Here is a 13,009-nt window from a genome sequence, read left to right as displayed (position 1 = left end):
GGCGGCCGCGGTATTGGCAACCTGCCCGGGCGGGCGCGCCGGCGCCGCCCCGGTTGCCCTTTCTCGGGCCGAGCGAGGGTGCGCACGGCAGAGGATGCTTCATCCGATGAAACCCGCGGTAGGGACTGGTGTGAGCGGGCATTCGTTGAACGCGAGTTCTTCCTCCTCGGCCACCCGCTGTCGGGGCGCGTCACGCACAGTACCAAAGAGGGCTAGCGTCGGCATCCGGGTCTGGCTCCCCTTTGTGTCAAGACACCGCCGGGAGGAGAGTTCTATTCTGGGTCTCGGCGGGTCCGGGAAGTGACTTCCCCGAAGAGTCAGCTGGGGGATGAGAGTCGGTCACGCTGGACTCAGTTGCCGTCTTCCCGTTGTCCTACCGGGCCCGCTGCCGCAGCGGCTGTGGCGTCGTCGATCATGCACCGGTACACGATGTCGGACAGGCGTCGTTTCAGCGCACGCATCGCTTCCACCGATGTCTTGCCGGAGGCCTTCTTCCTGTCGAGTAGGCGCGTCCTTCGGTGGGGTCACGCAGCTGGACCGTGGCCATGATGTGCAGCACCCGGTTGATCTGCCGGTTCCGGCACGGGAGAGCCGGTGTCTATCGCCCCGCGGCAGCCATGAACGCCATGCTAATGGGTCGCCGGTGACGACGCCTACGGCGCGACCCACAACTGTCCGGCCGGCCTGCCCTTCGCCCAGTGGCCTGTGCTTGCCGCTCGCGCTGTCGTCGATCAAGGATCGATTATGTCTCAGGGATCGCCGGCGGGCGGCCGGGGCTCAGCTGCCCGGCCGCTCGACGAGCCCGACATGCTCGAAGGCGTCCCACAGTTGCGGATCCTGAATGGTGTGGCCGCGTTCCAGACTCTTGATCTGGACGGTGGCAACGTGCGGCACGCTATCGATGTGGAGTGTCTCCCAGCCGCGGCACTTCGCGCATCGCTGGCGGATAAGGAACGGGCGAAGCAGATGCAGACGGCCGTCTTCGGTCGCCAGGTAGAGGCTTCCGGCCTCCAGGTCACTAGACCCGTAGGTCCGCTCCCGCACCGGGACCAGCACGTTGTCTCCGGTCAGTTCCTCGAACTCCACCCGTGCGACCTTGCGGAGAGAGTCCCAGCGAACGCGATTGACATGGACGAGGGGAAGATCGGCAAGGAACGACGCCCGTTGCAAAAGGGTGGTCAGGTCGGCCTGGGCTTCGGCGATGGCGTCGGGCAGATCCTCGACCTCGACCCCGCGCAGGTGCGCCTCATCGTTACGGCGAAGCGCCAGGGCTTGGCGTGCCGCGATCACCTCGGTGCCCGTGAAGGCGTCACGGAACTCCGTCAGGTGATCGCCGCCGTCCAGATTTCTGAACGCCTTCCCTGTCGCGACTTCCTGGAGGATCGCCGTCCAGTCCCCGAAACCGGGACCGTTCGTGCCTCCGCGGGACAGGCGCTTGCGGAGGTCGGCGAGGGCGCCGATCCGCAGGCCGGCTTCCTGAGCGAGTGCCAGGGCGACGAGCGCGCAATAGCAGAGCAGGACCTCAGCCGCTTCCAGGATGGCGTCGTACGCCGACCCGTCGGCGCCGTTTGAGAGCAGGACCTGTGCCCTGCTCCAGCGGTAGGCAACGGGGTGCGGGTAGCGGGTTCGTACCTGGTGGCTGAAGTCGTCCAGGAGGCCGGCGGCGTCGGCGCGCATTCGCAGCAGCCGGCCGGACTGCATGATACGCCGTCTGGCGTCGGCAGCGTTCTCGTCGTGGAAGACCGAGCTCAGCAGCCCTTCAGACTCGTTGTGCCATTGCTGCAATCGGTCTCGCGCGGCTTCGAGGCCTTCGAGGGTGGCTGTCAGCGTCTCATCCGGCTGTGGGACAGGAACGCGACGGAAGGTCGGCGTGCGGATTTGAACATTGCCCCCCAAGCGATCGAGGTATGTGCGCACCAACGGCGAGGCTCGCAGGAAGAGCAGGGCCATCAGTCGCTGGGGTCCGCTCAAAGGCGTCGCTTCCCGGAGGATCACGACGCTGGCGCTCGCCGCTAGGGGCAGATCATCCTCGGTCACCTCGGCTACTGCGATGTTGCGGCCAACCATCTCCGAGAATATCCGGGGCAAAACGATGTCCCCGGCCTTCAACTGTTTCTCCGGCGGCACCTCGGCATAACGCGACGAGTCATCCGGCACTGCCAGCGTGCCGTCACGTCTCACGTCACGGCCTGATAGGACACGCACGGTTTGCGGCTGTGGCTCGTTATAGGTCGGAGGGCTGTCTCGGCCCGGTATCACCCCGGGAAGCGGAGTCTTGAAGAGGTCGCCCAGCGGCACTGGTGTTCCCCACACACCCAGCTCTTTCCACCGCTTGGTGGTGTCGGGGTGGTTGAGGTCGAAGGAGAGCCTTCTGCCCGCACCGGGTTGCTCGGCCAGCACATAGCCGAAGGCGCCGGTGCCGCCTCTGCGCCTGAGTAGGGCGGTGAAGTCTTTGGACACCGCTTGCTCGTCCTCCTGCGGTGGGATCCGGAAGAACCTCAGCGGCTTCGGGCCTGAGGAGCGCACCGCCAGGAAGACCGTCGCCAGCGAAAGTCCTGCGCGCGAGCCGTCAGGAACGACATCCGCATAGAGCACGAGCACCGGTTGCCAGAACCGGCCGATCTGTTCCCGGAACGCTTCGCCCCGATCGGTTGCCAGCGCACCGCCGGGCAGGACCACGGCCACGATGGATTCGGAGCTTGTGGGCTGAATGTCGAGCACCGTGGCTTCGTACGCATTCTGCGATCTTTCTGGCGTGATGTGGCGCGCCCATGACGGGATCAGCAGCACCGGGCCATCCGGAAGCAGACTTGTTACGAGGCTCGCCAGATCTGCAGGAGAGGTTCCCGAACGCGATTGCCATCCGTGCGATAGCTGAGGACCCGAGTCCGCGGCCACGACGACCGGCTCACCGCCGGCGATCTCTTCGAATGCCAGCCGCAGCAGTCGCAGGAGGACGGTCTCGCCGGTGCCCTGATTCACGGGAATCATCATAGGTGCTGATCAAGGTCAGTCGGTCTCCGCGAAGAGCGCCAGCCGTCGCTGCTGGCCGCGCTCTTCACTCGGCGGTACTTCGCGACATCCGTGTCGGTCCGCCGCGAGTGGGAGCGGACGAGTAGGTCGCGGTCACACTCGTAGGACACCGGCATGTCAACCGGCCCGACCTCGGAGAAATCCACGTTAGTGTAGATGGTCCGCCGATGCTCCGTCTCGTTCAGCGCAACGTCGCCGAAGTACATCCCCGTGATGACTTGAAGCACGCTCGAAGGATCGCACGACATCGGCTCCGGAGCGTCACACGGACGGATGACGGTGTTGACCCCGGACGAAAACAGCCTCCCTGTGCAACCGGTCGACCCACCCGTCGGTTTGACCCAGAAAGGACAGTCACCGGGCACCAGCCATTATGGTCGACGCGGCTGGTCTGGGCTGGCCACGAGGCAACCCCGAAACGCGGATGATGCCGTAAGCGAACTCTTCTGCCGCGAAGTGCGCGTTGGCGGCAAGTTGAGACATCGCGGTCATCCCGAACGATGTTGGTGCGTTTAGGCGAAGTTCCAGCAGTCGAGCAGCAAAGCCTGTCCCACGTCATGCCACCAGTTGCCCTCAGAAAACCCGAAGTTCAGGGCGAGAAGACCTGCGATGATTCCGGACCGTGAGAGCCGCCTTGTTCACGCTCGCCCGAATCGTCCTTCGTGGTGTGCTGCCCTACCCCGACCTGCCCCGGCGCGTACAGGTCCGACGCCGCGCCCGCGCCCTCGCCACCCGCGAGCCGTGGCCGCGTGACGAAGCGGCAGTCACCGGCGAAGGCTACGCCCGGTTGGCGTTGCTGAGGCTGCTGGCGTTGCAGCGCGCGACGCGCCGGGCGGTGCAGACACATCAGCGGGAGTCGGCGCCGCTGCTGGCGCGCACCGCGATGGAGACCTGCATCGTCGGGCTGTGGTGCCTGCACGACCCCAACGCCGCCCGCAAGCTCCGCGAATCCGAGATCAAGGTCGCGCCGACGTTGCTGACCTTCATGTCGAGCACTGGGATCATCCCCGACTCGGTGATCCGAGAGGCGGTGCGTGCTCTCGGCGAACCGCGCAAACTTCCCGACGTACGGTCGATGACCGAGCAGATCGACTCCCGGACCGGCGCCACGCTCGCGATCCACCTGTACGACACGGCGTATCGGCCGGCGTCGCAGTACTTCACCCACGCGAGCGGTTCGGCACTGCTGCGGCATGTCACTGCCAAGTACCGCTACTCGGCCAAGCCCGCGAACTCGTGGGCTCGCCGGGCGCCGGTCCGGCTGACCGACGCCTGCGTCGGCCTGCTGGCTGGGGCTCTCGCGAACCAGATCGCGGAGCCGGCGGAGTTGTTCGTCCGGTACAGCGGAGAACACGCCCAGCGGGTACTTCCGCCGCTGTTGGTCACCATCAGCAAGGGGATGGCACGAAGACTGCGCCTTGCTGACCTCGTGACCACCTTGAAGCAGGCCGAGGAGACGCGCGCATACCTGTCTCGTGTCGGACCCGACGATGCGCCGGATGACCGGGAAGAACATTTACGGGCGATGTACAAGGCCTTGATCGCCCGGCTCGACATCGATGACCTCCCGGACGATGCGATCCGGCCTGTCCTCGACCATCTCGTCACGAAAGTCCTCGCCGAGTGGGATGCCGAGCACACGGGCCAGCTACCCCGGCAGATTCAGACTCAAGAGCCAGGCGAGGCATAGTCCGGGTGGGCCTGCCCCGATTCATCGATAGAATCCGTTCGTGTGGCTCGACGACGAGACCACCGACGCCGACCAGGAATGGGTCGACGCCCACCACCCGCGCCCGGCGCTGCTGCACCGCGTCGATCCGTACCTGGGACTCACTGGCACCGACCTCGCGGCGGTGTCCCAATGGCTCAGGCAGCATGACGGATCTGATTGATCGCCGCGCTCATGCCGCGTTCCGTCTGCGTCGCCGCCGCATCCTGTGGTGACCGAGCGCTGACGAGACTCCGCCAATGTTACGTGACGCGTCGTGGCGGTACTCCGCGAGCGGTCCTGCCGATGAGCGTTCACTCAGCACCGATTTTCGGGGAGACGCATCGGTGAAGGCCGCGGTCCACGTCTTCTGGAGTTGGCCAGCCACAAAGTCGTGGGCAGCGGCTGCCGATGAGTACCGGCCCGACATGGCGGTGATCACGGATGTGAGGATGCCGCCAGCTGGAATGACGAGGGGCGTCCGCGCGGCCGAGCGGCTCGCCGAGACCTATCCAATAGTAGGGAGTCGTGGTGCGGCCGCAGTACCTGGAGTGGACCTGGGGCAAGTGACTGTTCTCAGCGGTTCGCGATGGTCACAAGAACGTCGGTTGGGTGAGCGCCGAAGTTTTCCAATCCGCTGACAGCGAACCCGAGCCCTTCGAAGAAGGCCTTCCTTGCTGTCGGCTCCGACGAAAGGTCAATCGATCCGCCAATGAACGAGCATCCACGCGCTGAAGCCTCGTTCGCGTACATCTCGATCAAGGCTCGTCCAACACCCATAGCCCTTGCAGATTCGCGCACGTGAACTCTTTCAAGGAATGCGTGAGGCGCCGGCGGAAGCTCGAATGAATCGAAAGCCCCGCCTTCGGCGAAGTCTGAGTCAAATGATCCGGTCAGCACGCCGTCGACCTTGTCGCCACGCCAGGCAATGAAGGTCCAGTAGTGATTGCTCCTCCTGCGTCGGTAGAGATACAACAGGCGCTGAGGAAAGTCGTCTGACTCCTCCAGCATCCGGCACAGAGCCGGCCGGTCGGTCTCTTGAAGAGGTTCCACGCGAGTTGCGCACACCCTTTAAGTGGACCACGCGCGGCCGAGCCGGTGCAACCGGTCGGTGGCACCACCGGAGGCCGCACCGACAGCACGGGTCACCGCCCAGAGAGTGGCGGTCCGGGCTGGAGGATCTGCTTGCGTGTTTCGCGGGTCGGTTCTCTCGTGTGGAGCCGTGTCGGTACGCCCAAGCGTCAGTCCGGGGGTTGTTGACGCCGTTGGAGCGGAGAAACGGCTGGACGTGAACCGAGGCGTCCGGGCTCCGCTCGCTGCATTGGTTGCAGGACTTCCTGCAGAGCTCGGCCCGGGATCCGAACCTGGTCCGCGACGACTCACCTCGGCCCTTCGTTAAGGGCTGTCCAAGGAGTGGGCTGAAACGAAGAAGTGCCTTCTGATCAGGGAAAATAGGGCTTGTCGAGAGTCCTATGCAACCCGTCACGGGAGGCACTTGCTGGGTGAAGATTACCCGAACACGTCCGAAGATCATGGTGACCGGGGACGGGCGGGGCGTGGTCGGTCACGCCGGTGCCCGACTACTCGCCGATCTCGCCGATGTGACTGGTCTGACCAGCGCATTCAGCCGAGCTCTCGCAGGGCTGCGGCAGCGGCAGAGCGGGCACGACCCGGGCCGGATCGCGGTCGACCTTGCCGTGATGATCGCCGACGGCGGTGACGCCATCGCTGACCTGGCGGTACTGCGAAACCAGCAGGCCCTGTTCGGGGCGGTCGCGTCTGACCCGACCGCGTGGCGGCTGTTATCGCAGCTCGACGAAGCGGTGCTGGCCGAGCTGCGTGGTGCACGGGCACACGCCCGTGAGGTCGCCTGGGCCCAGCATGCCGAGGTCCGCGGCGACCTGCCGCAACCGATGGTGGCCGGCCAGCCGGTCGACGGCCTGGTCCTGGACATCGACGCGACCATCGTGATCTGCCACTCCGAGAAGGAGTCAGCGACCCGTACCTGGAAGAAGACGTTCGGGTTCCACCCGCTGCTGTGCTTCCTGGACAACACCGGCGAAGCCCTCGCCGGCCTGCTGCGCGAAGGCCGGGCCGGATCCAACAACACCACCACCGACCACATCACCGTCCTCGACCAAGCCCTCGCCCAGATTCCCGAAGCCCACCGGCACGGGACCCCGATCCTGCTCCGCGCCGATTCGGCCGGATCCAGCCACGGCTTCCTCGCCCACATCCGGTCCTTGTGCGACCGGCACCTCGACATCCGATTCAGTGTCGGCGCCGCGATCACCGAACCAGTACGGGAAGCGATCCGGGCCGCGACCGGCTGGGTCCCCGCCCTCGACACCGACGGTGAACTCCGGGAACACGCCGAGGTTTGCGAGATCACCGGCCTGTTCGACGCCGCCGGCTGGCCGGAGGGCACCCGGTTCCTGGTCCGCAGGGAACGCCCGCACCCCGGCGCCCAACTGAGCTTGTTCGACACCATCGAAGGCTGGCGGCACCAAGTCGTGGCCACCGACACCCCGGCCGGCAACGGCAGCATCCAACACCTGGAGGCCCGGCACCGGGCACACGCCCCGCGTCGAAGACCGCATCCGCACCGGCAAGACCACCGGCTTCGGCCGATTCCCGTCCCGGGTCTTCGCGATCAACCAGGCCTGGCTCCAACTCGCGCTGACCGGCATCGACCTACTCGTCTAGACCCAGGCCCTGCTCCTGGACGGCGACCTCGCCAAAGCCGAACCGAAGAAGCTGCGTTACCGGCTGCTGCACGTCCCGGCCCGGATCACCCGCACCGCCCGACGGACCCGCCTCGCCATCGCCGCCGACTGGCCCTGGACCGATGCCCTGACCAGCGCATTCAGCAACCTCACGGCACTACCCCGCCCCACCGGCTGACCCTGACAACTCACACCTCGACCAGCAGCACGGAGGAACCCGGCCCCGCGCCGGGCCCTCAACATGCCAACAAAACACCATCAACCACGCGAATCGTATTCATCGAATAGCAGCTATGGGCTGACGTTCAAGTGAAAGACCGAGGCTAACGGGAATACGTGGCGGCCCGTCTCGGGACGGCGGACGGTGTCCTGATCGCCGACGAGACCAGCCTCTTGAAGAAGGGCGTCCGTCGGCCGGAGTGCAGCGGCAGTACCCCGGGCACGGCCGGGAGGACGGAGAGCTGCCAGATCGGCACGTTCCTGTGCTAAGCCCCGGGCAAGCCGGGTGTTGATCCGCGCGCTTTGACCAGGGAGATCAACAGTTCTAAGCTGCCGCTGCCGAGCGCGGTACAGGCGCGTCCGTAGCTCTCGGCGGCAGGTCACCCGATCGGCTATTGCGCTGCCAGGCCATGCCGGCTGTGGTGGCGAGCAGCATGCGGGATGCGGACTTCGCGGCGACCCCCGCGGACACCCGCAGCTCGGAACCTCTATCAAGCGCCCACGCAGGCTGGCGCCGCTCGGCGCTGACATCAGATGCCCAACGCGGCGGCAGCAAGATATGGCCATTGCTTATCGATCTGCGACCGGGCGCGGTCGCAAATCGGCAATGGTGGGACCGGCTATGCCCCGCGGCGTCGGCCTGGCCGACGCTGGTAGCTGCTGGCGCTGACGTCGGCGGCAACGCCGGGGGCGCACAGTGGCGTCAATGGACAGTGAGCAGCCCGCCCCGCCCCGCCCCGCCCGGCACCGTGCGCACAATCGGCCGGGCCGGCCGCATGCGGTGTTGCTGAGGTTGTCCGACGAGGAGAAGGCCGCCATCGACGCAGCGGCGGCGATCGCGCAGCTGACCGCGACCGGTTACGCGGCGAAGGCCGCAGTCGCCGCCGCGTCTGCGGCGCAGGCACCCGGTGCCGCGACCGGGGATTTACGCGATCTGCAGCACGAGTTGTTCGCTGCTCGCCGTGCCGTGGTGATGTTCGGTAACAACGTCAATCAGGCTGCTGCGGCGTTTAACGCCACCGGCCAATTGCCCGACTGGGCCGCCGAGGCCGTCCGGCTATGCGTGGCGGCGGTGGCCCGGCTTGATGAGGTGATTTCCCGGATCGACAGGAAGCTGCGGTGATCACGCGGGTGCACCGGCGGGGCTCGCGGGTTGGCGGGCTGCTGCGTTACCTGTGGGGCCCCGGCAAGGCCGAGGAGCACGTCAACCCGCGCTTGGTGGCTGCCTGGGACGGCGCAGGCCCCCTTACTCATCTGGAACCGAAGGTCACCGCCAGCGGTAAGCGGGACCTCCGGGCGCTGACGGCGATGCTGGAGCAGCCAGTCCGCGCCGGCTACCGCCCGCCGACCAAGTTCGTCTGGCACGCCAGCATGCGGCTTGCCCCCGAGGATCGGCATCGCAGTATCAGTGACACGACCTGGGCGAACATGGCGGTGCAGATGCTCACCGAGGTCGGCGTCGCCACCACCGCCACCGACCCGGGCCTGCGGTGGATCGCCATGCGCCACGCCGACGACCACGTACACATCGTCGCCACGCTGGTGCGCGAGGACGGCCGTACCAACTGGCTGCGCAACGACTACCCGCGCTGCGTCAAGGCCACCTACAACGTCGCCCGCCGCTACAACCTGCACCGCCGGGTCCCACCAACTGACCGCACCGCCCACCGCCGCCCCCACCCCGCCGAGCTCAGCAAAGCCCGCCGCACCGGCCGCGCCCAGACGCCCCGGGACGAGCTGCGCCGGCTGGTACGCACGGCCGTGGCTGCGGCCGGGTCGCAGGATGAGTTCTTCGCCCGGCTACGCGAAGCAGGGATCCTGGTCCGGCTGCGGCGCAGCAGCACCGATCCCCGGCAGATCACCGGGTACGCGGTGGCGCTCCCCGGCGCACGCACCGCCGGCGGGCAACCGGTGTACTTCAGCGGGGGCCGATTGGCGCCCGACATGACCCTGCCGAAGCTGCGGCAGCGGTGGGGCACCCCCACGCCGCTGGTGTCAATGACGGCTGGCCAGGCCGAACGGGTCGACGCGATGCGTCAGGCCGCCAAGGCGGTCACCGTGGCCGCCGACGACATCCGCCGCGACGCTCACGCCGCACCCGGACGGGCTCAGGCCACCGCGGTCGCCGCAGCGGACCTGCTCACCAGCCTGGCCCAAACGGTGGAAGGTGACCGGCGCGGGCCGCTGCACCGGGCAGCCGAGGTGTTCGACCGGGCCGCACGGGACCTATACGGCCGGGTCCAGAAATCCACCAGCCGCTCCCAGGAGATGCGCGCCATGTCGCGCCTGGTAGCGCTCATGGGTCGCATCTCCGGCGACGACGACACGATCGCAGCCCTCGCGCTGGTCATGGACCTGGCCCGGCTCGCCGACACCCTCGAGCAGTTGCGGAACGCACAGCAACGCCTGCATCAGGCCGAGGCGGCCCGGGTCGCAGCCGACGCACTGCGGTTGGTAGCGGGTGGCCGGCAACGGGCGGTAACGCTGCCGCTAACTCCGACGTCAACACCCGCACTGACAGTGGGAGTCGGCCGGCGTACCGCGCGCGGCCGCTGAACAGGCAAGGGAGGTGCACGTGGCGCACCCGCAGCAACACGAGGACCCGATGGCCGAGACCCGCCAACAGTTCCTGCAAGGGCTGGCGACGACGGCGACCGTCGGCGAGGCCGGCGCCCGGTGGGCCGCCGTCGGCATCCAGAACAAGGCCGCCGAACGGGAACGTGAGGCCCACCGCGAACAGGCCGCCGCGACAGCCCGGCGCGAAGCCGACCGGCTGGCAGCGAAGGTACGGGCGGACCGGGAGCGGATGGCGGCGTCGCTGGACGGTGGTTGGCTGGTCAACAAGGCCACTTTCGCTGAGGCCGCCGCTGTCTGGCGTACTGCGACGATCCACGCCAGCAGCGACCCGGTAGCCCAGCGGGCGGCCGAGTTCGCCGAGCAACGGCTGCGGCAGATCCGCCCGGACCTGATGGCCGCCTACGAACGCCACCGGCAGGCGGGAGCACCGATCCCTGAGGCCATGCGTACCGCCGCTCGGGAGGTGTGGGAGCGCGACGCCCGCGCAGCGGACCGCCAGCACGGCGGAGCTCGCGCGCACGGCGGCACACCAGACCGGCGGGGGATCGCCCCTGACGGTCCAGCTGCGCTGCCACCCGGTGGTCGTGCGGTGGTCGACGACTTCGACGCCGTGGTTAGGCAGGAGGCGATGAAGCTGGCTGAGTACGTCCGGCCGGAGGCTCTCGACGAGTTGCAGCGCCAGTGGCGCGCCACTGGGAAACTCCCCGCCGGCGAACCGGTGCAGCTGCTCCGCGACCTCGCCGCAGAGATGAACCAGGCCATCAGGGCCGACCACGCCGACCGACAGCCGGTCGAGGCGATCCGCCTCGCGCGGAGCCACGTGGAGGAGGCCCTGGCCCGCGACCTGCAGAGCAAAGCGGCTACCGAGCGCGGCGAAGGAGTCCGCGCCGGCGGGACCGTTGACAATCCCCGTACCCCGGCCGACGAGCACGCAGCCGGGCAGCCGGCGAGCGTGCTCCACGACGACAATGCCGATCACACCGCCAGCACCGCTGGTGCCGTCTACCGCGCTGACGCGCTCGCGACGCCGGCTTGGGTGCAGGCCTTCCCGAAGCTTCGCGTAGCCCAGGTCAACCCCGCGGTCGCCGGGAAGCAACCCGCGGCAACGGTCACCGCGGTGCCGATGCGGGGCAGGACACGATGACAGCCACCACGTCGCAACGAACCCGCACTGACGCTATTCAACTCGACGAGCTCGCTGCTGAGCTGGCGAGTCTGGCGGCGCAGGTTGCGGACCTGCAGCAGGCCCGAGCGGAACGCGCCCACGGTGGCGACGGGGACGATCAGGCGCCGCTGTACTCGACGGTCGAGCAGTGGGTGACCACCTACCTGCTGCCGACCTTCCCGCGCCCGGTCGGCGAGGTAGGCATGACCCGCTGGCACTGGTGCGAGCAATGGTGGCGCCACGACGAAGCGGTCACCCGGCTGACGGCCCTGTGGTACGGCTGGGAACAAGCCCGCCTACAGATGACCGGCATGCTGCCCTGGCTAAGAGAACTCGACCACCAACTACCCATCCTGTACGGCGACGACGGACCATTCCGCGACTGTGCGGTCGGCGGCGATCTCGGCGAGCACCGGCACCGTTCGTTGCCTGAGATGCCGACGCAGCCCGCGCCAGAAAGCTGGTGGAGCTGGTGGGACTGACATTGAGCCATTTTCATCGTGACGGTGCGGGTCACGGGCGGTGCGGGAGGCCGGTGTCCATGTAGGACGAGGCTCCCGGTAAGACAGCAATCGACCAAGATCAGATGCCCCAACCGGGAGCCTCGCTGTGCTGTCTTACCCTGCCGCGATTCCGTTGTCCACCCGCAGCCTGAACCACCTCGCCGCCCTCATCCGAACCCGCCGCCAGCAGCGACGGTCCCGGTGGCGACGCCTCGACCCCGGCCGGCAAGCCCTGCTCGCCCTGGCCCACCTGCGCAACGGCGACACCCTGACCTGCCTGGCCGCCGGATTCGAGATCGGCGTCACGACGGCCTGGCGTTATGTCCGCGAGGCCATCGACCTGCTCGCCGCGACCGCCGACGACCTAGCCACGGCCATGACCAGGATCCGGCTGCTCGCCTACGCAATCCTCGACGGCACTCTGATCCCGATCGACCGGGTCGCCAACCAGAAGCCGTACTACTCCGGAAAGCACAAGCGTCACGGAGTGAACGTGCAGGTCATCGCCGACGCGGCCGGGCGTCTCGTCTGGGCCTCGGCCGCGCTGCCCGGCTCGACGCACGACCTGACCGCCGCCCGCACCCACGGCATCATCGACGCCCTGACCAGCGCCGACGTGATGACCTTCGCGGACAAGGGCTATCAAGGTGCCCCCGGCAGCGTGCGCACCCCGTTCAAGCGGCACCGCTTCCGGCCGAAGCTGTCACGCCGGCAGAAGGCCGTCAACCGGGCCCACGCGAAGATCCGCGCCCGCGGCGAGCGCGCGATCGCCACACTCAAGACCTGGAAGATCCTGGTCAAGCTGCGCTGCTGCCCACGCCGAGCGACCGCGATCATGCAGGCCATCTTGTTCCGGCAGATCGGATGGACGCGCGCGGATCGCGGCTATGAGCGGATGTGGGTTTGGCATGCGGGAGTGGAGCGGGCACCTGTCGGAAGCATGAGCGGTCACGTAGATCGATCATGGTGGTGGCCAGACCGACGCCGCTGGCCGAGCGAGGGCTATTCTGCAGTGCCTGTGCGTTCGTGGGTGGCTCGACGACACCTGGACATCCTACGAAACGGTGGCGGTCAGTCA

At 67.7% G+C, this 13,009-nt stretch carries 9 protein-coding genes and 2 pseudogenes; 8 read left to right on the top strand and 3 right to left on the bottom strand.

Annotated elements, in window-relative coordinates; genetic code table 11:
• Window positions 1-777: 777 nt before the first annotated feature.
• Together OG811_RS00450 and OG811_RS00445 are read right to left on the bottom strand one after the other, a co-directional pair.
• Entirely contained in the window at window positions 778-2,982 is a 2,205-nt protein-coding gene (locus OG811_RS00450; protein ID WP_406071255.1) for a hypothetical protein, read from the bottom strand.
• Between the two features lie 8 nt (window positions 2,983-2,990).
• Complete coding sequence (locus OG811_RS00445) at window positions 2,991-3,260, bottom strand: hypothetical protein (protein WP_406071254.1); 270 nt, start codon at window positions 3,258-3,260, stop codon at window positions 2,991-2,993.
• Window positions 3,261-3,667: 407 nt separating this feature from the next.
• Here OG811_RS00445 and OG811_RS00440 point away from each other — a divergent pair, with 407 nt between their 5' ends.
• On the top strand, window positions 3,668-4,723 hold the full coding sequence (locus OG811_RS00440) for a hypothetical protein (RefSeq protein WP_406071253.1): 1,056 nt from the start codon (window positions 3,668-3,670) through the stop codon (window positions 4,721-4,723).
• Window positions 4,724-4,763: 40 nt separating this feature from the next.
• Window positions 4,764-4,925, top strand: coding sequence for a hypothetical protein (locus OG811_RS00435; RefSeq protein ID WP_406071252.1), 162 nt, complete (start codon window positions 4,764-4,766; stop codon window positions 4,923-4,925).
• A 392-nt stretch (window positions 4,926-5,317) separates the two neighbouring features.
• Here the strand turns inward: OG811_RS00435 and OG811_RS00430 are convergent, their stop codons facing one another.
• Window positions 5,318-5,794 carry a GNAT family N-acetyltransferase gene (locus OG811_RS00430; RefSeq protein WP_406071250.1) on the bottom strand — a complete coding sequence of 159 codons (477 nt, stop codon included), beginning with the start codon at window positions 5,792-5,794 and terminating at the stop codon, window positions 5,318-5,320.
• 419 nt (window positions 5,795-6,213) lie between these two features.
• Between OG811_RS00430 and OG811_RS00425 the strand changes: the two are divergent.
• The 6 genes and pseudogenes from OG811_RS00425 to OG811_RS00400 form a co-directional block, all read left to right on the top strand.
• A pseudogene (locus tag OG811_RS00425) lies at window positions 6,214-7,645 on the top strand (IS1380 family transposase).
• 747 nt (window positions 7,646-8,392) lie between these two features.
• Window positions 8,393-8,809 carry a hypothetical protein gene (locus OG811_RS00420; protein WP_406071248.1) on the top strand — a complete coding sequence of 139 codons (417 nt, stop codon included), beginning with the start codon at window positions 8,393-8,395 and terminating at the stop codon, window positions 8,807-8,809.
• Window positions 8,806-10,242: a relaxase gene (locus OG811_RS00415; RefSeq protein WP_406071247.1), complete on the top strand. Its 1,437-nt coding sequence runs from the start codon at window positions 8,806-8,808 to the stop codon at window positions 10,240-10,242. The genes OG811_RS00420 and OG811_RS00415 overlap by 4 nt, the downstream gene beginning before the upstream one ends.
• 19 nt (window positions 10,243-10,261) lie before the next feature.
• Window positions 10,262-11,407, top strand: a complete 1,146-nt coding sequence (locus OG811_RS00410) for a hypothetical protein (RefSeq protein ID WP_406071245.1) — start codon at window positions 10,262-10,264, stop codon at window positions 11,405-11,407.
• Entirely contained in the window at window positions 11,404-11,910 is a 507-nt protein-coding gene (locus OG811_RS00405; RefSeq protein ID WP_406071243.1) for a DUF4913 domain-containing protein, read from the top strand. Before OG811_RS00410 ends, OG811_RS00405 begins: the two co-directional genes overlap by 4 nt.
• A 127-nt stretch (window positions 11,911-12,037) precedes the next feature.
• A pseudogene (locus tag OG811_RS00400) lies at window positions 12,038-12,781 on the top strand (transposase family protein); the annotation flags it as partial.
• Window positions 12,782-13,009: the final 228 nt, after the last annotated feature.

The sequence above is a fragment of the Micromonospora sp. NBC_01638 genome (assembly GCF_045209745.1).
Taxonomy (GTDB): Bacteria; Actinomycetota; Actinomycetes; order Mycobacteriales; family Micromonosporaceae; genus Micromonospora.
The sequence above is the reverse complement of the archived record's forward strand: the minus strand, read 5'-3'. Positions and strand labels throughout refer to the sequence as shown.

Bases quoted from the DNA above. Each gene is read 5' to 3' on its own strand.
- OG811_RS00420 (WP_406071248.1), top strand. From the start codon at position 8,393: ATGGACAGTGAGCAGCCCGCCCCGCCCCGCCCCGCCCGGCACCGTGCG.
- OG811_RS00405 (WP_406071243.1), top strand. From the start codon at position 11,404: ATGACAGCCACCACGTCGCAACGAACCCGCACTGACGCTATTCAACTC.